Raw genomic sequence first — 20,123 nt, 5'->3', positions numbered from 1 at the left:
TGAGGTTTTAGATGCGTAAAATTAAAGGGTTACGTTGGTACATGATCGCGCTGGTGACGCTCGGCACCGTGCTGGGCTATCTGACACGTAATACCGTGGCAGCGGCCGCACCAACGTTGATGGAAGAGTTACATATCTCCACGCAGCAATATTCTTACATCATCGCTGCTTATTCCGCCGCTTACACCATCATGCAGCCTGTGGCGGGCTATGTCCTTGATATTCTGGGTACGAAAATCGGTTACGCCTTCTTCGCCGTGGCCTGGGCCGTGTTCTGCGGCGCGACGGCGCTGGCCGGCAGCTGGGGTGGCCTGGCGCTGGCACGTGGTGCAGTCGGTGCCGCAGAAGCCGCGATGATCCCGGCGGGCCTGAAAGCCAGCTCCGAGTGGTTCCCGGCGAAAGAGCGTTCCATTGCGGTGGGTTACTTTAACGTTGGCTCCTCTATCGGGGCGATGATTGCACCGCCACTGGTGGTGTGGGCTATCGTGATGCACAGCTGGCAGATGGCGTTCATCATCTCCGGTGTGCTGAGCTTTGCATGGGCGATGGCGTGGCTTGTCTTCTATAAGCATCCGCGCGATCAGAAAAAACTGTCCGAAGAAGAACGCGATTACATCATCGGCGGTCAGGAATCTCAGCATCAGACCAACAACGGCAAAAAAATGTCCGTCTGGCAGATCCTGGGTACCCGCCAGTTCTGGGGTATTGCCCTGCCACGCTTCCTGGCCGAACCCGCCTGGGGGACCTTCAACGCGTGGATCCCGCTGTTCATGTTCAAGGTCTACGGCTTTAACCTGAAAGAGATCGCCATGTTCGCCTGGATGCCGATGCTGTTTGCCGACCTGGGCTGCATCGTGGGCGGCTACCTGCCACCGCTGTTCCAGCGCTGGTTTGGCGTGAACCTGATTGTCTCCCGTAAAATGGTGGTCACCATGGGTGCGCTGCTGATGATTGGCCCGGGCATGATCGGCCTGTTCACCAGCCCATACGTCGCCATTGGCCTGCTGTGCATCGGTGGTTTTGCTCATCAGTCGCTGTCCGGCGCGCTGATCACCCTCTCTTCTGATGTCTTTGGCCGTAACGAAGTGGCGACGGCAAACGGCCTGACCGGCATGGCCGCCTGGACAGCAAGTACAATGTTTGCTCTGGTCGTGGGTGCGCTGGCCGATACCATTGGCTTTAGCCCACTGTTCGCGGTGCTGGCAATCTTCGACCTTTTGGGGGCCGTGGTTATCTGGACGGTGCTGAAAAGCAAATCCGCAGATGAGTTGGCAAAAGAGTCGCTCGGACGACCGGCCACGCAGAGTTAGCGCGAGCGGCACCCGGCAAAAGCCGCCTTCGGGCGGCTTTTTTGATGGCAAAATCTGGAGACTGGCACGCAGAAGTGGTATAACAAATAATCCGCCGTACCCTGCCTGGAGCGCATATGGAAATCACCGAACCACGACGTTTATATCAACAACTTGCTGCCGAGCTGAAAGATCGCATCGAGCAAGGGGTGTATCTTGTCGGTGACAAACTTCCCGCTGAGCGCTTTATCGCGGATGAAAAGAGCGTGAGCCGCACGGTTGTGCGCGAAGCAATCATCATGCTGGAAGTCGAAGGCTATGTTGAGGTGCGCAAAGGCTCCGGCATTCACGTCATCTCGAATCAGGCAAAACACTCCCCGGCACCGGACGAAAGCCTGGAGTTCGCCAACTACGGTCCGTTTGAACTGCTGCAGGCCCGCCAGCTGATTGAGAGCAACATCGCTGAATTTGCCGCCACGCAGGTGACCAAACAGGACATCATGAAGCTGATGGAAATTCAGGATAACGCGCGTAAGGAAAAATGCTTCCGCGATTCTGAATGGGATTTACAGTTCCACGTGCAGGTCGCCCTGGCAACCCAGAACACGGCGCTGGCGGCAATCGTTGAAAAAATGTGGACTCAGCGCGTTCATAACCCGTACTGGAAGAAACTGCACGATCACATCGATTCCCGCACCGTCGATAACTGGTGCGACGATCACGACCAAATCCTTAAGGCGTTGATTCGCAAAGACCCGCACGCGGCCAAACTGGCGATGTGGCAGCATCTGGAAAATACCAAGCAGATGTTGTTCAACGAAACCAGTGACGACTTCGAATTTAACGCAGACCGCTATCTTTTTGCCGATAATCCTGTCGTTCATCTCGATACGGCGTCCAGTCTGGCAAAATAGCTTGCCTTATCGCTGGCAGGCGCTTCGTTGCGCCTTACGCCAAAGGTGGGTAAGCAAATATATAGAGTGTCAGCCTTTGTAAATCCCCTCGCGCCCCTCCAGGGGTTACGCCAAAATCATCTCATCCCTGCAAATTCTGTGACGCAGATGGTTGGGCTTTGTTACAATTGGATTCAATTCGCTATTTTGTAAGTTAGTGCTTGCTAACCAGCCAATTAACAGGGAACAGTGTTGGCCACATCGTAATGTGTCCGCGAGCGACCACAATGAAATCACAATAATGTCGCCGTGCTGTTTTACCCGGATAACAGGCGTGACGTTAACCGATTTCCAGGAACACTGAATGGAACTTTTGACCCAACTTCTGCAGGCCTTGTGGGCGCAGGATTTTGAAACGCTGGCCAATCCCTCCATGATTGGCATGCTCTATTTCGTCCTCTTTATGATTCTGTTTCTTGAGAACGGATTGCTTCCTGCCGCCTTTTTACCCGGCGACAGCCTGCTTGTTCTGGTTGGCGTGCTGTGTGCCAAAGGGGCCATGGCGTTCCCGCAAACCGTCTTGCTTCTGACTATTGCCGCCAGCCTCGGCTGCTGGGTGAGCTATATTCAGGGCCGATGGCTGGGCAATACGCGCATCGTACAAAACTGGCTCTCGCACCTCCCGGCCCATTACCACCAGCGAGCGCATCACCTTTTCCATAAGCACGGGCTATCTGCCCTGCTGATTGCACGCTTTATCGCGTTTGTCCGCACCCTGCTGCCGACCATCGCCGGCCTTTCCGGGCTGAGCAGCACGCGCTTCCAGTTCTTCAACTGGATGAGCGGCCTGCTGTGGGTGCTGATCCTCACCACGCTCGGCTACGCCCTTGGTAAAACACCGGTATTCATGAAATATGAAGATCAGCTGATGTCCTGCCTGATGCTGCTGCCGGTTGTGCTGCTGGTCGTCGGTCTGGTCGGTTCGCTGGTCGTATTGTGGAAGAAGAAATACGGGGCAAGGAGCTAACCATGGTTATCTCTCCGCTCGCCCTTCGCCGCTTGTCCTGGGCCATAATTGCGTTATTGATGTTCATCGCCCTGTTCCTGGCATGGACAGCGGTTCAGAATCAGGAATCTACGCTGGCGATACGTCCTGTGAATCAGGGTGCCAGCGTGCCGGACGGTTTTTCCGTCTGGCATCATCTGGATGCGAACGGCATTCGCTTTAAGAGCATTACGCCGCAGGACGACGTGCTGCTGATAAAGTTTGATTCCAGTGCGCAAAGCGCCGCCGCGAAAGCCGTGCTCGACCGAACGCTGCCGCACGGTTACATCATTGCGCAGCAAGATGATGACAGCCAGCCAGCGGCATGGTTATCACGTCTTCGCGATACCTCGCATCGGTTTGGTTAATTACCAGGATTCCGAATCTTTTCACTAACTTTGGTGAATCCCCCGTTTACTTACTATGCTTAAGTACGCGGAGCACCCCTCAGATGTTCTCCGCAATGAACTGGAAACGGCTCACGCCGTAACACAATGGAAGGTTTCGATAATGAAATACCGCATGACTCTGGCTCTGGCCCTTTTTTCTTTAAGCACAGCGTCCTTCGCGAACACTCTCTGTCAGGAGAAAGAAAAGGACATTCAACGCGAAATCAGTTATGCCGAAAAGCATAATAATCAGCACCGTATTGACGGTCTGAAAAAAGCGTTAAGCGAAGTGAAAGAGAACTGCACGGACAGCAAACTGCGTGCCGATCATCAGAAAAAAATCGCTGAACAAAAGGACGAGATCGCCGAGCGCCGTCAAGACCTGCAGGAAGCGAAAGAGAAAGGTGATGCGGAAAAAATTGCCAAGCGTGAGAAAAAGCTGCAAGAGGCGCAGGACGACCTGAAAGCGCTGGAAGCTCGCGAATATTGAGTTAACGGAAATCTCAACAGGAGAGAATCATGTCAAAAGATACGACGTCAGAAAACCTACGCGCTGAACTGAAATCCCTGGCTGACACCCTGGAAGAGGTGCTTAGCTCCTCTGCCGACAAATCAAAAGATGAAGTCAGCAAACTGCGCAGCAAAGCTGAGAAAGCACTGAAAGAGAGCCGTTACCGCCTGGGTGAAACCGGCGATGTGCTGGCAAAACAGACGCGTGAAGCTGCCGCGCGCGCTGACGAATACGTGCGTGACAATCCATGGACTGGCGTAGGTATTGGTGCCGCGATTGGCGTGGTGCTGGGTGTCCTGTTGACGCGTCGTTGATTATGGAAGATCCACGTCACGCACAAGGGCCTGCTAATAACGTCCTCGGCATCGGTCAGCGTATCTTAACGACGCTGGTCGGGATTGCCGAAACGCGCGTCCGCCTGGCGGTAGTCGAGCTGGAAGAAGAGAAAGCCAACCTCTTCCAGATGCTACTGATGCTCGGGCTTACCATGCTCTTCGCCGCGTTTGGTCTGATGAGCCTGATGGTATTGATCATCTGGGCCATCGATCCGCAGTATCGGCTTAACGCGATGATTGCAACGACCGTGGTTCTGCTGGTTGGGGCCTTGATCGGTGGCGTCTGGACGCTTCACAAAGCCCGCACGTCTACCTTCATGCGCCACACTCGCCAGGAGCTAGCCAACGATCGCTCGCTTCTGGAGGATGACAAATCGTGAGCAGCGCAGCCGAACGTCAAAAGCGAAAAGCGTATCTGTTGAGCCAGATCCAGCAGCAACGGCTGGATCTGTCCGCCAGCCGTCGTGACTGGATAGCATCCACGCGTCGTTTTGACCGTGGCTGGAATACTGTGCTGAGCCTGCGCTCCTGGGCGCTGGTCGGCAGTAGCGTCATGGCTATCTGGACGGTTCGGCATCCCAATATGCTGATCCGCTGGGCCCGCCGCGGCTTTGGTGTCTGGAGCGCCTGGCGTCTGGTCAAGACCACGCTGCGCCAGCAGCAGTTGCGGTAGCCTTCTCGTCGGGTGGCGGCTTCGAGGTAAAAGCAAAACGGTAACTCAGGTTACCGTTTTTTGTTTTTGCGCCCTCTCCCCGTGGGAGAGGGTTGGGGTGAGGGCACCAGCGCGCACCTCTTTTTACTCAATATCTTTGAAGAAGATTGACAGTTTTCCTAGCTAACAATTCTTTTCCGCCCCGTTTACACTCCTCTCCATCGACAGCAAAGACGCGGTATCTACCCGAATTTGCACATAAATAACGTTATGCCGCGTATGTGGTTTCCTGGAGAGTAAAATGAAAAAATTAGAAGATGTTGGCGTACTGGTCGCACGTATTTTGATGCCTGTGCTGTTTATCACCGCAGGCTGGGGCAAAATCACCGGCTATGCAGGCACGCAACAATACATGGAAGCGATGGGCGTTCCGGGGTTCCTGCTGCCGCTGACCATCCTTCTTGAATTTGGTGGCGGTCTGGCCGTGCTGTTTGGCTTCCTGACCCGTACCACCGCCCTGTTCACCGCAGGCTTCACCCTGCTGACGGCGTTCATCTTCCACAGCAACTTTGCGGAAGGCGTGAACTCCCTGATGTTCATGAAGAACCTGACCATCGCAGGCGGCTTCCTGCTGCTGGCCATCACCGGCCCGGGCGCATACAGCATCGACCGCGTTCTGAATAAGAAGTGGTAAGCACGCTATACTGAATGAACAAAGCGAGGAGACATCTCCTCGCTTTTGCTATCTGACGGAGGAGAAAAAAATGGGACAACTCGTAGACGGCGTCTGGCAGGATGTCTGGTATGACACCAAATCCACCGGCGGACGCTTTAAGCGCTCCGTTTCCGCCTTCCGTAACTGGCTGACCGCCGATGGCGCACCCGGCCCAAGCGGCGAAGGCGGCTTTGCGGCCGAGAAAGATCGGTATCATCTGTATGTTTCTCTCGCCTGCCCGTGGGCGCACCGCACGTTGATTGTACGCAAACTGAAAGGCCTTGAGTCGCTGATCCCGGTGTCGGTTGTTAACCCGCTGATGATGGAAAACGGCTGGACGTTCGACAGCAACTTCCCGGCAGCCACCGGCGATGATCTTTATCACCACGATTTCCTGTACCAGCTCTATCTGCGTGCCGACCCGCACTACACCGGGCGCGTCACCGTGCCGGTCCTGTGGGACAAAAAAAACCAGACCATCGTCAGTAATGAGTCTGCGGAGATCATCCGCATGTTCAACACCGCGTTTGATGCTCACGGCGCGCTCGCCGGAGACTACTACCCGGTGGAACTGCGCGATAAAATCGACGAGCTGAATAGCTGGATCTACGACAACGTTAACAACGGCGTCTATAAAGCCGGTTTTGCCACCAGCCAGGAAGCCTACGATGAGGCGGTCGGGAAAGTGTTCGAGTCGCTGGAGCGCCTGGAGCAGATCCTCGGCCAGCACCGCTACCTGACGGGCGATCGCCTGACAGAGGCGGATATTCGCCTGTGGACCACGCTGATCCGTTTCGATCCGGTCTACGTCACCCACTTTAAGTGCGATAAACATCGCATCGGTGATTACCTGAATCTGCACGGTTTCCTGCGCGATATCTACCAGACGCCAGGCATTGCTGAAACGGTCGATTTTGACCATATCCGCACCCACTACTACCGCAGCCATAAGACTATCAACCCAACGGGCATTATCTCAATTGGGCCATGGCAGGATCTGGATGAACCGCACGGGCGTGACGTCCGTTTTGGATAAATATGAAGGGCATCAATAGATGCCCTTTTTTAATTCACAATATCCATCTATTCTTACCTCGATCGCTTAGAAAACAAGTGATTGACTGATTAATGAGGCAAGGAAAATGGACTGGTATTTAAAAGTACTGCGCAATTACGTTGGATTTGGTGGCCGCGCCCGCCGCAAAGAGTACTGGATGTTCATTCTGGTGAACTTCGTCCTGCTCATGGTGCTGGGCATTGTTGATAAATTACTCGGCTGGCAGCGGGACGGCGGGGAAGGCATTCTTACATCAATCTATGGGATCTTTATTCTGCTGCCGTCCTGGGCCGTCCAGTTCCGGCGTCTGCACGATACCGACCGTTCAGCCTGGTGGCTACTGCTGCTGTTGATCCCAATTATCGGCTGGCTGGTAATTCTGATTTTCAACTGCCAACGCGGCACGCCGGGCGAAAACCGTTTTGGCCCGGATCCTAAGATCGCTGCGTAAATTATTGCCCGGTGGCGCTTACGCTTACCGGGCCTACACGCTTATTTGTTGTAATGCGCAAAGAGCTTCGGGATTTCGCGTAAGCACCATGACTTCGCCTCGCCCATGCTGTCGCGTCGCCACGCCATAATGATATCCACTTCGCTGGTGTACTCCGGGCTGACAACCCGCAGCCGCCCTTCGGCAATATCCTTTTCAACAAACGGATACGGCATGGTGGCAACGCCTAAACCTGCCAGCAACGCCTGACGTTTATCTTCCAGTGACGTGACGGTCAGGCGCGGCTGTTTATCCAGCAGCTGCACCGTTAACACCGGGCGCTCGCGTGCGGTATCGGCGACCGCCACGCCGCGATATTTCACGCGCGTCACCTCTGAGAGCGGCTCCGCCTCCTGGTGGATCGGGTGATCCGGTGCCGCGACGTAGACGTTCATCACGCTGTAGAGTTTTTTCGAGTTAATCTCTGAGGAAGAACGGAAGTGCATGTCCGGCGCGATCACGATATCCGCTCGCCCCGTCTCCAGACGCTCCCAGGCACCGGCCAGCACTTCGGTGATGATCGACAACTGGGTGTTGGCCTTGTCCGCCAGACGCTCCACCAGCGGGAACAGTGCCTCGGTCGGGACCAGCGCTTCCGTGACCAGCGTCAGATGCGTTTCCCAGCCGCGGGCCAGCGCTTCGGCATCGGTTGTCAGCTTGTCTGCCGCTTCCAGCAGCACGCGCCCGCGCTCAAGCAGCATACGGCCTACATTGGTGAATTTTGTTCGATGACCGGAGCGGTCGAACAGCACCACGTCCAGCTCTTCCTCCAGCTTCTGCATGGTGTAGCTCAGCGCAGACGGAACGCGCCCCAGTTCATCGGCCGCTGCGGCAAAGCTGCCGCGACGGTCTATTGCGTCCATGACGCGAAGCGCCTCAAGCGTCAATGCTCTCTCTTTAGCCATCTCGTTCTCATTCAGGAAATTTGAACATACCGGGCAGAATATCTGGCTAACAATGCAGCGTCCATACCTTTACCATTGTTTTAGTGTAAAGAGAGGTCAAGTTTATGATTACGACAAGAACAGCTAAACAGTGCGGACAAGCCGATTTCGGTTGGCTGCAGGCGCGCTACACCTTCTCCTTTGGACACTACTTTGACCCGAAACTCCTCGGTTACGCCTCACTGCGCGTGTTGAATCAGGAAGTGCTCGCCCCTGGCGCCTCTTTCCAGCCGCGTACGTACCCGAAAGTCGATATTTTGAACCTGATCCTGGAAGGCGAGGCAGAATACCGCGATAGCGAGGGCAATCATGTCCAGGCGAAGGCTGGCGAAGCCTTACTGATTTCAACGCAGCCGGGCATTAGCTATAGCGAGCACAACCTCAGCAAAGACAACACGCTGACCCGCATGCAGCTGTGGTTAGATGCCTGCCCGGAGCGGGAAAATCCGCTGGTACAGAAGCTGGATCTGAAAGGCGGTCAGCAGCTGCTGATTGCCTCCCCGGACGGCAGCAACGGCAGCCTGCAACTGCGCCAGCAGGTATGGCTGCACCACATCGAGCTGAAGAAAGGCGAACAGGTTAGCGTGCAGCTTCACGGCCCGCGTGCATATCTGCAGTCGATTCACGGGACGGTGCATGCCGTCACGCATACGGAAGAGAAAGAAGCGCTTACCTGCGGTGACGGGGCGTTTATTCGCGACGAAGCGAATATTACGCTGGTTGCCGATACGCCGCTGCGGGCACTGCTGATTGATTTGCCGGTTTAATTAAACCTTTCCCCTCTCCCCAAAGAGGAGAGGGAACGATCGAGCCCCTCACCCCTTTGGGGAGAGGGGTTGGGGTGAGGGGAATTCTTTACACCTTACTCGCCATTATCTCAATAATCTGCCGGTCCGTTGCCTGCATTGAACGACACGCCAGCGCGCACAGATTAGCGATAGACTGCTCCACGTCGTGCGCCACAATCCCTTCGTTGCCCGTCACGGCCGTTTCATCCAGCGCCATCATCACCGCTTTCCAGGCGCTGCCTACGCTGGTAGAGACCTTCATCGCGCAGCTGTTCGATGCGCCATCGCAGATCATCCCGCTGACATCCCCGATCATGCTGCCGATCGCCATGGCAATGGTCTGGTAGCCTCCGCCCATCAGCCACGCCATCCCAGCCGCAGCGCCCATTGCTGCCGTCGTTGCCGCACACAGTGCGGATAAACGTGGAAGCTGATGATGGATGTAGATAGCCGACAGGTGCGAGAGCATCAGCGCCCGGGCAAGCCGCTCTTGATCGGCCTGTACGTGCTCTGCCACGACCACCACAGGCATGGTCGCGGCGATCCCCTGGTTGCCGGAACCCGAGTTGCTCATCGCCGGGAGCGTCGCCCCGCCCATACGCGCATCTGACGCTGCGCTGGTGCGGATAACGATATCCGACCCGACATCCTGCGCCAGCCAGCCGCGCGAGCGCTGCTTAGTGAGCGTTGCGCCAATGTGCAGTCCCCAGTTACCGCTCAGCCCCTCCCGGGAGAGCGCATCGTTCAACTCCCCTGCTTGCAGGATAAAGCGGATCGCCCCGAACGGAACCTGTTCGGCAAACGCCACAATCTGCGCAAGCGTGGTGTCCGAAAGCACCGACAGGGGATCGGCGTTCACCTCGTCCTGAGGCTCGTCGAGCGTAAAGCGCGTTTCGCCCCGGCACACCACCTCGACAACGCGCGTATGCCCCCCTGCGATGGTCACCATCGCAGAGGCCTCTCCGGCGTAAACACAGGCGCGGGAATAGAGGATCTCATCGCACGGTTCTTGCAGTTTCACCTGCACCAGACCGGCCTCCAGCAAGGCTTTGGCGCGCGCCAGCGCCTCAGGCGTGGCATCTTTCAACACCTCCAGCCCGGCCTGCGCGTTGCCGCCAATGGCCCCCAGCGCCGCCGCAATCGGCAGGCCGACCATGCCAGTACCGGGCACCGTAACGCCCAGACCGTTTTTCATCAGGTTTGGCGATACCCACGCCTCAATTTTCGTGACCTCAGCGCCCAGCTGCTCAGCGGCAATCGCACAGGCTAGCGCCAGAGAGACAGGTTCCGTACACCCCAGGGCAGGCTTAACTTCTTCCTGCACCGCACGAATAAACTGCGTCCATAAAGGATTCATTTGCTCAGACATCGTGACAACCTTATTCACTCCTCAGGAAAACGCGAGGAAAGGAGAAACACACAGCAGCAGTCCGGTAATAACGATAATCACCAGCGACACGCCTTTATATTTGTGCAGCGCCGGGACTTTGTAGACCAGCCATGCCGGAATTAAGCAGCCCACCATGCCGAAAATGGGGCTGCAAATTGAGGTAAAGCTCAGCACGGGCGCGTTTAACACAATGGCGCTCCAGGCCAGCAGAATGGCGAACAGCATGATGCCGCGCTGCACGGTACGTTCATTGATTTTGTCTGTCGGCATTTTGCGGCGCAGGATATTCATCACAATGCCCTGCGTCGCCTCGCGAAAGCCGAGATACACCCCGAAGAACGCGGTCATGACGGCGAAAATATTGAGGATCACGCTGACGATTTTGACCCAGCCCGCGCCGTCGCCGCTGATAAACTGCGCCGCAATCGCCAGAGCTGAAATATTCTGCTCGTAGGCTTTTACCGCTTCGTCGTGGCCCATTGCCAGGGTGAAGGAGACGGCGTAAAAAAAGACCGTCACAAACAGGATGCCGAAGGCGATATTCATTGCCCGCAGAGCCTTGTGGCGCGCGACCTCAACGGACTTCTCACGTGAGCGATACGAAATGACCATCGGGCTTAAGGTCTGAATAAACAGGATCGACGTTAAGGTAAACGGCAGCGTGATAATGGCGTTTTTAATCAGCAGCCCCATCGGCGGCAGCATGCCCACGTTGGCTAAATGCCAGAGGCCGATCATCGACAGCCCAAGCGCCGCCACCACAAACAGCTTGGTGAGCACCATCAGGCTTGAGACTTTAAACAGCAGCTTCTCACCGCGCGACGAGATCGCGACCAGAATGCAGATCAGGAATAAGCCGTAGAACGGGTTTTCCGAGAGCAAGCCGTCGGTCAGACCAAAGGTGTGCAGATAAGAGGCGCTGTCGTTGGTGATGGCAGTAGAATAGACGAACATCCAGATCACCAGCATCACGAAATAGAGCGCGCCTAATAATATGCCCCAGTTTTTCCCGAGATAACCGCTGATCACGCTCGGGTAATCTTTGCATTCCGGGGATTCTGCCAGCGTATTAATAAACAGACGCTGGAATAAATACATGGCCGGATAGCCAATGATCGACGAAAGTAAAAACACCCACAGGCCCATTAATCCGACCTGCACCGGGAGAAAAACGATCCCCGCGCCGATAGCCATCCCAATACTCATGATGACCCATCCCGTGTCTGTGCTGTCGAATTTAATCGCCTCGCGCCATTCGCTTTCACTCATACCTGCCCGCCTTGCCGCGGACGAGTCTTTCACAATCACACTGCTTTTTGTTGCCGTTTCCATTGGGCACTCGCTTATTTTGTAGGGTAACTAATTAATTTTTATTTGGTTTTTCTCATCAGCGATAATGAGCAGAACTGCCGCAGGTGTGTGTTTTTAGAATGAAAAGATGATATCCGTAGAGGAAGAGAAAAAAGTCACAATTTTTATGAGGATTTACGCAAGCGGGAGGAAATTTTACTTCTTAATGGAGGGTTTTCGCCCTGTTTTGCTAAAAGTGACGGCGATCAAGAAAAAAAAGCCCCCTGTTATCGAGGGGGCTGGAGACATCGCAGGTTACATCGCCTGGGTAAAGGTCCTCGAAATCACGTCCTGCTGCTGCTCGCGCGTCAGGGCGTTAAACCGCACCGCATAGCCTGAAACGCGGATCGTCAGGTTCGGGTAGTTCTCCGGGTGCTCAATGGCATCCATCAACATCTCCCGGTTCATGACGTTGACGTTCAGATGCTGCCCACCCTCTATGGCCGCTTCGTGATGGAAGTACCCGTCCAGCAGCCCCACAAGGTTGGTTTTGCGCACGCCTTCATCTTTGCCCAGCGCCTGCGGCACAATCGAGAAGGTGTACGAAATACCGTCTTTGGCGTAGGTAAACGGCAGCTTCGCGACCGACGTCAACGAGGCCACCGCCCCTTTCCTGTCGCGCCCGTGCATCGGGTTGGCGCCAGGTGCAAACGGTGTCCCGCCGCGGCGGCCATCCGGCGTGTTGCCGGTCTTCTGACCGTAGACCACGTTCGAGGTGATGGTCAGGATCGACTGGGTCGGCACGGCGTTACGGTAGGTTGGCAGCGCCTGAATCTTCTTCATAAAGCGCTCGACCAGATCGCAGGCGATGCTGTCCACCCGATCGTCATTGTTACCGTACTGCGGATAGTCGCCTTCAATCACAAAATCCACCGCCAGGCCAGTGTGGTCGCGCACCGGCTTCACCGTGGCGTACTTGATGGCTGACAGCGAATCCGCCGCCACCGACAGCCCGGCGATGCCGCAGGCCATGGTGCGATAGACATCGCGATCGTGCAGCGCCATCAGCGAGGCTTCGTAGCTGTACTTATCATGCATGTAGTGAATGAGATTCAGCGCGCTGATGTACTGTACCGCCAGCCAGTCCATAAAGTGATCGAGACTCGCCATCACGGTGTCGTAATCCAGCACCTCGTCCAGCAGCGGATCGGTTTTCGGCCCCACCTGGATCTTCAGCTTCTCGTCCACGCCGCCGTTGATCGCATACAGCAGCGTTTTGGCGAGGTTGGCACGCGCCCCGAAGAATTGCATCTGCTTGCCGATCACCATCGGGCTGACGCAGCAGGCTATCGCGTAATCGTCGCTGTCGAAGTCTGCGCGCATCAGATCGTCGTTTTCATACTGCAGCGATGAGGTGACGATCGACACCTGCGCGGCATATTTCTTGAACGCGATCGGCAGGTGTTCAGACCAGAGGATCGTCAGGTTCGGCTCCGGCGCAGGCCCCATGGTGTGCAGCGTGTGCAGGTAGCGGAAGCTGTTTTTGGTGACCAGCGTGCGGCCATCCAGCCCCATACCGCCAATCACCTCCGTGGCCCAGATAGGATCGCCGGAAAAGAGCGTGTCGAACTCCGGCGTGCGCAGGAAGCGCACCATGCGGATCTTCATAATGAAGTGGTCGATCAGCTCCTGCGCCTGCATTTCGCTCAGGCGGCCAGCCTGCATATCCCGCTCAATGTAGATATCCAGGAACGTAGCCGTGCGCCCCAGCGACATCGCCCCGCCGTTCTGGGATTTCACCGCCGCCAGATAAGCAAAGTAGACCCACTGCACCGCCTCCTGGGCGTTCATCGCCGGGCGGGAGATGTCAAAGCCATAGCCCGAGGCCATCTGCTGGATCTGCAGCAGCGCGCGTTTATGTTCCGCCAGCTCTTCGCGCAGGCGGATCGTCGCCTCCAGATCTTCACCGCGCTCAAGTTTTCCCTGCAGATCGGCGAACTGCAGTTCGCGCTCGCGCACCAGATAGCTGATGCCGTACAGCGCCACGCGACGATAATCACCGATGATCCGCCCGCGTCCGTAGCCGTCCGGCAATCCCGTCAGCACGCCCGATTTTCGGCAGCGCATCATCTCCGGGGAGTACACATCAAATACACCCTGGTTATGGGTTTTGCGCAGATCGGTAAACAGGTACTCAAACTGCGGATCCATTTCGCGCCCGTAGGCCTCGAAAGAGCTGCGGATCATGTTGATCCCGCCGTACGGATGCAGGGCGCGCTTGAGGGGTTTATCAGTTTGCAGGCCGACGATCGTCTCCAGATCTTCGTCGATATAGCCCGGCCCGTGCGCGGTAATGGTGGTAGCAATATTGGTGTCAAAATCCACCGGGGCGTGGGTGGCATTCTCCTGACGAATGCCGACCATCACCTTCTGCCACAGCGCCGTCGTTGCAGGCGTCGCCTGCGCGAGGAAAGCCTCATCACCTTCATAAGGGGTGTAGTTATGCTGAATAAAATCGCGCACGTTGACGGCGTCTTTCCATTCTTCACCGCGAAACCCGGCCCATGCGTCGCTGTAGGGCGCAACGCGCGTATCGATAGTTACTTTCATTCTCTTCTCGCTTTATCAGGCATAAGCCGCAGCCGATGTGACCTTCCCAAGACGGAGGGCATCCAGCGCGATCATTTTTTCTTCGTTGGTCGGGATCACCGCGCAGGCCGCACGGGACGCGTCGGTGGAAATAATGCGCTCGCCTGCGCTGCCCGGCAGGGCGTTTTTGGCGTCGTCCAGCGTGATGCCAAAGACCTTAAGCCGTTCAACCACCAGCGCGCGGATAAGCGTTGAGTTCTCGCCGATTCCACCGGTGAAGATCACAGCGTCCAGCCGGTGCAGCGACGCCGCGTGCCCGGCAATGTGCCGCGCGATACGGTGCACAAAGGTGTGTATCGCCAGCTGCGCCCGCTGATGGCCTTCATGCCAGGCTTTTTCGAGCGTTCGCAGGTCGGACGATATCCCGGAGATCCCCAGCAGACCGGACTCTTTGTTAACCATGCGTTCCAGATCGTCGAGCGATTGATCCGTCTGCCGGGCAATCCACGCCATCGCGCCAAAATCCACGTCGCCGCAGCGCGTGCCCATCATCAACCCTTCCAGCGGCGTCATGCCCATAGAGGTATCGACGCTTTCACCGTTACGCACCGCGCAGATGGATGCCCCATTGCCCAGGTGGGCGATAACCAGCCCGCTGTCCTCAGACGAAAGCCCGAGAAGCGTATGCGCCTGCCCGCTAACGTAGCGGTGCGAGGTGCCGTGGAAGCCGTAGCGGCGCACGCCCAGTTCTTCGAAATAACGATACGGTAGCCCATAGAGCCAGGCGTGCGGTGCCAGCGTCTGGTGGAAGCTGGTATCAAACACCGCAACCTGCTGCACGCCCGGGAACATGCGTTCAGCCGCTTCCACGCCGCTCAGGTTGGCGTAATTGTGCAAAGGCGCCAGCGGAGACACCTGACGGATCTGCTCAATGACCTCCCCGGTGATAAGGGTGGATTCGCTGAAGCGATCGCCGCCGTGGGCAATGCGGTGGCCAATCAAGGCCACGCTGCTCATCAGATCGCGCTTCTCCAGCTCAAGGGCGATGGCCGCCAGCGCCCCTTCGTAATCCTGGTGAGCCAGTTTGACCGGCTCACCGCCGTTCACCGAGATACAGGCGTGCTCAGTGTTGATGCCGTCTGCAATGCCCGTCATCAGGGCATCGCAGTGTGCTGCGTCGAGTACTGAAAACTTAACCGAAGACGATCCGCAGTTAATGACCAGTACAACCGGAAATTCAATCATGGTGTGACTCCGCTCATCCTGAGCTTTGGGTTAGAACAGTTTGTAAACGATATTCAGAATGGTCAGCAGGCCGACCGCAGTAACGAAAATGTTCTCCGCTCTGCCTTTATATTTCGCCAGCGCCGGTGCCTTGCGGATGGCATACATCGGCAGCAGGCACAGCAGTGAGGCGATGATTGGCGCACCCATGGCTTCAATAAGGTCGAGAATGTTCGGGTTGGCGTAGGCCACCACCCAGGTTGACCCCATGATGAATACCATGCTGATGGTGTTCAGTTTGCCGACCGAGACGTTCTTCTTGTCACCCTTGTAACCGAACTTCAGGATCAGGCCGTTCAGCCCTTCCAGGGTGCCCAGGTAGTGGCCGAAGAAGGATTTGAAGATCGCCACCAGCGCGATGATAGAAGCACCGTATTCCAGTACCGTCGCGAAGGTCGATTTGCTGCCCGACATCGAAGCAAAGTGGTTCGCCAGATAAGAGAGCACCGGAATGTTCTGCGCTTTGGCTTCCGCCATGTTCTGTGGGGAGAGCGTGAACAGGCAGCTAAAGGCAAAGAACATCACCACGGCGACCATCAGCAGGCTGGCGCGACCGATAATTTTGGAACATTTCTGCTCGGTGAACGCTTTGCCAAACTCCGGCTCGTACTCTTCGCGTTTGGAGACCACAAACGAGGAGACGATAGGCGAGAAGTTAAAGGAGAAGACCATGATGGAGATCCCCAGCCAGACCGTCACCAGAATACCGTCGTGCCCGGTAAAGGCGATATCGCTCAGGTTAACCTGGTCGATTACCGCCGAGTTCCAGTAGGGGATCAGCGACAGGGAGATCAGCACCAGACTGGCGATAAACGGGAACACCAGGAAGCTCATCACCTTCACCATCAGGTCTTTACCAAACCAGATCACAAAGGCCATCAGCAGCAGCAGGAACAGCGCCACAAAGCCACGGTTAAGCGCCGGTAGCTGCAGTTGGTTTTCCCAGAAGGTCATAAAGGTGTTAGTAATGGTGACGCCGTAAATCCACAGCAGCGGGCAAATCGCAAAGAAGTAGAGGAAGGTGATCACCACTGCACCGGTCTTGCCGAAATGCTCTTCCACCGTTTCGGTGATGTTCCCGGAGACGTTGCTCCCGGACAGGCACAAACGCGCCAGCGCGCGGTGGCAGTAAAAGGCGATGGGATAGGCCAGCACCAACATCAGCAGGATTGGGATCAGCCCTCCAAAGCCTGCACGGATCGGGAAGAACAGCACGCCTGCGCCAATGGCGGTACCAAACAGGCCCAGCGTCCAGGTGGTATCAGACTTACGCCATGCGGACGTTTTTGTCTGGCCAACGATAATGCTTTCTGTGTTGCTCATAGGTCATCCTTTATGCGTCAACGAAGCCGGTAATTTGCGAAACGCGGGAAAGATCGATATTGCCGCCGGAAATAATGCACACCGTTTTGCGGCCCTGAATATAGTGGTCCAGTTTGCCGCTTAATAAGGCGGCACAGGCCAGCGCGCCCGCCCCTTCTGTCACCACTTTATTTCGTTGAATAAGTGCAATCATGCTGTTGCGAATGTCATCCTCGCTGACCAGCACAATGTCATCGACTAATTCACGAACAATGTCGAACGTTAATTTACCCGGGCGAGAGACATCGCAGCCGTCGGCTAAAGTGCCGGTTACACGGTGATTAATGATTTCTCCGGCTTGCCAGGACGCCGCCATACCGTGAACGTTTTCTGACTGCACGCCGATAATATTAATGGTTGGGTTAATGGATTTAATGGCCGTAGCAATGCCGGCAATTAATCCGCCGCCGCCAATAGGCACAATCACGTTATCCACATCATAGAGATCTTCGAGAATTTCCAGGCCAATCGTTCCCTGCCCGGCAATGACCTTAGGATCGTCATAAGGCGGGATAAAAATGCGCCCTTCCATCTCAACGATTTCGCTCACTTTCGCGATGGTATCGTTGAAGTTTTCGCCGTGGAGCACCACCTCGGCGGAGTAGTCGCGCGTAGCGGCGACCTTGGATTTCGGTGCGCCCATCGGCATGACCACTTTGCCATCGATACCGAGCATGGCGCAGGAGAGCGACACGCCCTGAGCATGGTTTCCGGCGGAACACGCCACCACGCCTTTACGTTTCTCCGCCTCCGTAAGCGAACTGAGTTTATTAAACGCACCGCGAATTTTAAAAGAGCCGGTGCGCTGCATATTTTCAAATTTCAGAAAAATTTCACCCTTGCAGCGTTCGCTGAGATAATTTGAACGCGGCATACCGGTTTTATAAACCTTACCGGCCAGGCGTTTTCTGGCATCCTGAATATCTTCGATGGTCACCGGGAGGTCGTAGGTAATGTGCATAATATCCTCGTTATAATAATTGATTGTTTTCAGGCAAAGTCAGGGTATCAGAGCGCTAAAACGACACGCTCCGGGTGTTTTTTAAACTGTTGTTACGATTTCATCGTCGTCGTTCGATATTCATTGACGAATATTGTTTCGCCAGTTCGACTAATACCGAAGCGGATTTTTTAATACTGTAATTTTTGGACCACACCGCGGCGTAACGTGCCACGGGTAATTCATCTTCAACCGGCAGCATAATAAACTGGTCAGAACCGAACGGCGCAATCATGTCGCGAGGAATAACCGTCAGGTAATCGGCATTCAGGACAAGGTTATAAATGGTGACGACCGAATCGGTCTGGACGATATTTTCAATGCTGATGTGGTTGTCTTGCAGGGTAGTCAGAAGTTCTTTGTAGTAGCCCATATCGGTTTGCGGCATCACCCACTGTTCATGCGTAAGCGATGCCAGTGTAGTCGAGCCGGTGCACGTTCGTGATTTGCTGGCGACCAGCACAAACTCGGACTCAAACAGCGGCTCCACGTGAAGATCCTGCAGCAGCATCTCGTCGCTCAGTGTGCCGATAGCAAAATCCAGCCGACCATCGCGAATGGCGGGCAGGAAAGAGGAGAGCTGCGCTTCATACATGGATACCCGCGCTTTCGGGAACACTTCCTTGAACTTTTTGATCATCTCCGACAGGAAGGTGAAGCCGATGAGCGACGGATAGCCGAATGAAACGTCCATGACGGTGCTAAAGCTGAGGCTGTTAATTTCGCTCACCATGTTCTTCATCTCTCGGGTGATCGACTCTGAGTACGACAGCAACACCTGGCCTGCGGCAGTAAGCTTTACGCCGGTATTTTTACGAACCATCACTTCGACGCCGAAGTAGGATTCGATATCGCTGATGATTTTGCTGACCGCGGGTTGCGTCAATCCCAGTTGTCTTGCAGCAGAACCTATGGAGCCACTTTTAATGACTTCCTGAAATACCACGAGATGCTGTGTTTTCGGTAGAATAATAGTGTTCATAATATTCTGCGCTTATTTCCCTATGACGGGGGGAATTCTACCCAATATTGTTTCAGGGGGTATGTGCTGTTACTCACAATTTGCCTTTACGCGCTTTCACCACTCATAATAAAAAGCCAATAAATTTCTTTTTATTCAATCAGTTAAACAAAAACAAACACGCTATTTGGCTGATATTGATCAACAAAATCGCAGGTAATAAAAATATTTTATGGTGATAACTGAGATGAATTTTTTGGATATATAAGCGGCAAGAAAGGCGATATTTCAAGCAATTAAAGACTACTAAGTAACCATTATTTTGTTAAAACATTCCTGTATTTTATCAAATAAAGCGATAACGAATGATTGCTGCCAAAGTAAAGAGTGGAGCGGGTCACATATTCACATGGCAAATGTATTGAATTTCAATATATACATTTCAACTACGAAAACTTCTACTCTCATTCATGTAACACTATTCACATCAGAACAACACTGCGAATCGTCACTTTTTTAGCGTGAAATTTTGTGATTGCGATCGTCTACGGGTGATGAGCTGCCAGCAAAACGGCGTTGGGAGTGAAATGTGCTTAATGTCGCAAATATGAGAATTGATGTCGTTTACCGGGGTTATGGGTGGTACGCGCTTAGCTGGCCAACGACCGACAGATAGCAAATCATGTAGCGCAGATAGCAAAAACCCCGCCGAGGCGGGGTTCTTTAAGAAGTTGAAGCTGACCGATAAGCCGGGTTCTGTCGTGGACAGTCATTCATCTAGGCCAGCAATCGCTCACTGGCTCAAGCAGCCTACCCGGGTTCAGTACGGGCCGTACCATGTGAACCCCTATTTGGCCTTGCTCCGGGTGGAGTTTACCGTGCCACGGACTGTTGCCAGCCGCGCGGTGCGCTCTTACCGCACCCTTTCACCCTTACCTGATCCCGCTTGCGCGGGCCATCGGCGGTTTGCTCTCTGTTGCACTGGTCGTGGGTTTCCCCCCCAGGCGTTACCTGGCACCCTGCCCTGTGGAGCCCGGACTTTCCTCCCCTCCGCCCGTCTCCCCCCGAAAAGGGACGACGACGAAGCGGCGACTGTCTGGTCAGCTTCGGCGCGAAGTATAGAGGGTTTGCGTCCCGCT

Annotated in this window: 20 protein-coding genes and 1 other RNA gene; 12 read left to right on the top strand and 9 right to left on the bottom strand. The window is 55.1% G+C overall.

The window, feature by feature from the left end; all coding sequences use genetic code 11:
* The first annotated feature begins 11 nt into the window (after positions 1-11).
* The 11 genes from QLG21_RS13580 to QLG21_RS13530 all read left to right on the top strand — a co-directional run bounded on the left by QLG21_RS13580 (position 12) and on the right by QLG21_RS13530 (position 7,337).
* Positions 12-1,310: an MFS transporter gene (locus QLG21_RS13580; protein ID WP_006178677.1), complete on the top strand. Its 1,299-nt coding sequence runs from the start codon at positions 12-14 to the stop codon at positions 1,308-1,310.
* A gap of 116 nt (positions 1,311-1,426) precedes the next feature.
* On the top strand, positions 1,427-2,203 hold the full coding sequence (gene exuR / locus QLG21_RS13575) for a transcriptional regulator ExuR (RefSeq protein ID WP_006178678.1): 777 nt from the start codon (positions 1,427-1,429) through the stop codon (positions 2,201-2,203).
* 343 nt (positions 2,204-2,546) lie between these two features.
* Entirely contained in the window at positions 2,547-3,209 is a 663-nt protein-coding gene (gene yqjA, locus QLG21_RS13570) for a DedA family general envelope maintenance protein YqjA (protein WP_006178679.1), read from the top strand.
* A 2-nt stretch (positions 3,210-3,211) separates the two neighbouring features.
* Entirely contained in the window at positions 3,212-3,595 is a 384-nt protein-coding gene (mzrA, locus tag QLG21_RS13565) for an EnvZ/OmpR regulon moderator MzrA (protein ID WP_282484600.1), read from the top strand.
* A gap of 142 nt (positions 3,596-3,737) precedes the next feature.
* Positions 3,738-4,106: a DUF1090 domain-containing protein gene (locus QLG21_RS13560; protein ID WP_042322076.1), complete on the top strand. Its 369-nt coding sequence runs from the start codon at positions 3,738-3,740 to the stop codon at positions 4,104-4,106.
* 29 nt (positions 4,107-4,135) lie between these two features.
* Positions 4,136-4,441, top strand: a complete 306-nt coding sequence (locus QLG21_RS13555) for a YqjD family protein (RefSeq protein ID WP_006178686.1) — start codon at positions 4,136-4,138, stop codon at positions 4,439-4,441.
* 2 nt (positions 4,442-4,443) lie between these two features.
* The gene (locus QLG21_RS13550; protein ID WP_006178687.1) at positions 4,444-4,842 is read left to right on the top strand and encodes a phage holin family protein; all 399 of its coding nucleotides are present in this window, start codon (positions 4,444-4,446) and stop codon (positions 4,840-4,842) included.
* Positions 4,839-5,135: a YqjK-like family protein gene (locus QLG21_RS13545; protein WP_006178688.1), complete on the top strand. Its 297-nt coding sequence runs from the start codon at positions 4,839-4,841 to the stop codon at positions 5,133-5,135. Before QLG21_RS13550 ends, QLG21_RS13545 begins: the two co-directional genes overlap by 4 nt.
* A gap of 280 nt (positions 5,136-5,415) precedes the next feature.
* Complete coding sequence (locus QLG21_RS13540) at positions 5,416-5,808, top strand: DoxX family protein (RefSeq protein WP_006178691.1); 393 nt, start codon at positions 5,416-5,418, stop codon at positions 5,806-5,808.
* 70 nt (positions 5,809-5,878) lie between these two features.
* Complete coding sequence (locus QLG21_RS13535; protein ID WP_006178695.1) at positions 5,879-6,865, top strand: glutathione S-transferase family protein; 987 nt, start codon at positions 5,879-5,881, stop codon at positions 6,863-6,865.
* A gap of 106 nt (positions 6,866-6,971) precedes the next feature.
* Complete coding sequence (locus QLG21_RS13530) at positions 6,972-7,337, top strand: DUF805 domain-containing protein (RefSeq protein ID WP_006178697.1); 366 nt, start codon at positions 6,972-6,974, stop codon at positions 7,335-7,337.
* Positions 7,338-7,378: 41 nt separating this feature from the next.
* Here QLG21_RS13530 and QLG21_RS13525 read toward each other — a convergent pair whose 3' ends face one another.
* Complete coding sequence (locus QLG21_RS13525) at positions 7,379-8,281, bottom strand: LysR family transcriptional regulator (RefSeq protein WP_006178698.1); 903 nt, start codon at positions 8,279-8,281, stop codon at positions 7,379-7,381.
* A gap of 104 nt (positions 8,282-8,385) precedes the next feature.
* Here QLG21_RS13525 and QLG21_RS13520 point away from each other — a divergent pair, with 104 nt between their 5' ends.
* Positions 8,386-9,087 (top strand): pirin family protein, encoded by a 702-nt coding sequence (locus tag QLG21_RS13520; protein WP_282484599.1) that lies wholly within the window; start codon positions 8,386-8,388, stop codon positions 9,085-9,087.
* 88 nt (positions 9,088-9,175) lie between these two features.
* Here the strand turns inward: QLG21_RS13520 and QLG21_RS13515 are convergent, their stop codons facing one another.
* The 8 genes from QLG21_RS13515 to rnpB form a co-directional block, all read right to left on the bottom strand.
* Positions 9,176-10,477 (bottom strand): serine dehydratase subunit alpha family protein, encoded by a 1,302-nt coding sequence (locus QLG21_RS13515; protein ID WP_282484598.1) that lies wholly within the window; start codon positions 10,475-10,477, stop codon positions 9,176-9,178.
* Positions 10,478-10,498: 21 nt separating this feature from the next.
* On the bottom strand, positions 10,499-11,830 hold the full coding sequence (locus QLG21_RS13510) for an amino acid permease (protein WP_006178704.1): 1,332 nt from the start codon (positions 11,828-11,830) through the stop codon (positions 10,499-10,501).
* Between the two features lie 273 nt (positions 11,831-12,103).
* Positions 12,104-14,398: a formate C-acetyltransferase gene (gene pflB / locus QLG21_RS13505; RefSeq protein ID WP_006178706.1), complete on the bottom strand. Its 2,295-nt coding sequence runs from the start codon at positions 14,396-14,398 to the stop codon at positions 12,104-12,106.
* A 15-nt stretch (positions 14,399-14,413) separates the two neighbouring features.
* Positions 14,414-15,622 carry a propionate kinase gene (tdcD, locus tag QLG21_RS13500; protein ID WP_282484597.1) on the bottom strand — a complete coding sequence of 403 codons (1,209 nt, stop codon included), beginning with the start codon at positions 15,620-15,622 and terminating at the stop codon, positions 14,414-14,416.
* Positions 15,623-15,652: 30 nt separating this feature from the next.
* Positions 15,653-16,984, bottom strand: coding sequence for a threonine/serine transporter TdcC (tdcC, locus tag QLG21_RS13495; protein WP_282484596.1), 1,332 nt, complete (start codon positions 16,982-16,984; stop codon positions 15,653-15,655).
* 10 nt (positions 16,985-16,994) lie between these two features.
* The gene (tdcB, locus tag QLG21_RS13490; protein ID WP_006178709.1) at positions 16,995-17,984 is read right to left on the bottom strand and encodes a bifunctional threonine ammonia-lyase/L-serine ammonia-lyase TdcB; all 990 of its coding nucleotides are present in this window, start codon (positions 17,982-17,984) and stop codon (positions 16,995-16,997) included.
* Between the two features lie 100 nt (positions 17,985-18,084).
* The gene (gene tdcA, locus QLG21_RS13485) at positions 18,085-19,005 is read right to left on the bottom strand and encodes a transcriptional regulator TdcA (protein ID WP_006178710.1); all 921 of its coding nucleotides are present in this window, start codon (positions 19,003-19,005) and stop codon (positions 18,085-18,087) included.
* A 708-nt stretch (positions 19,006-19,713) separates the two neighbouring features.
* Positions 19,714-20,092, bottom strand: an RNA gene (rnpB, locus tag QLG21_RS13480) — RNase P RNA component class A.
* Between the last annotated feature and the right edge of the window lie 31 nt (positions 20,093-20,123).

The organism is Enterobacter sp. V87_3, from assembly GCF_029967835.1.
In the GTDB taxonomy this organism is placed as follows: Bacteria; Pseudomonadota; Gammaproteobacteria; order Enterobacterales; family Enterobacteriaceae; genus Enterobacter; species Enterobacter cancerogenus.
This window is presented reverse-complemented; position numbering and strand designations above follow the sequence as displayed.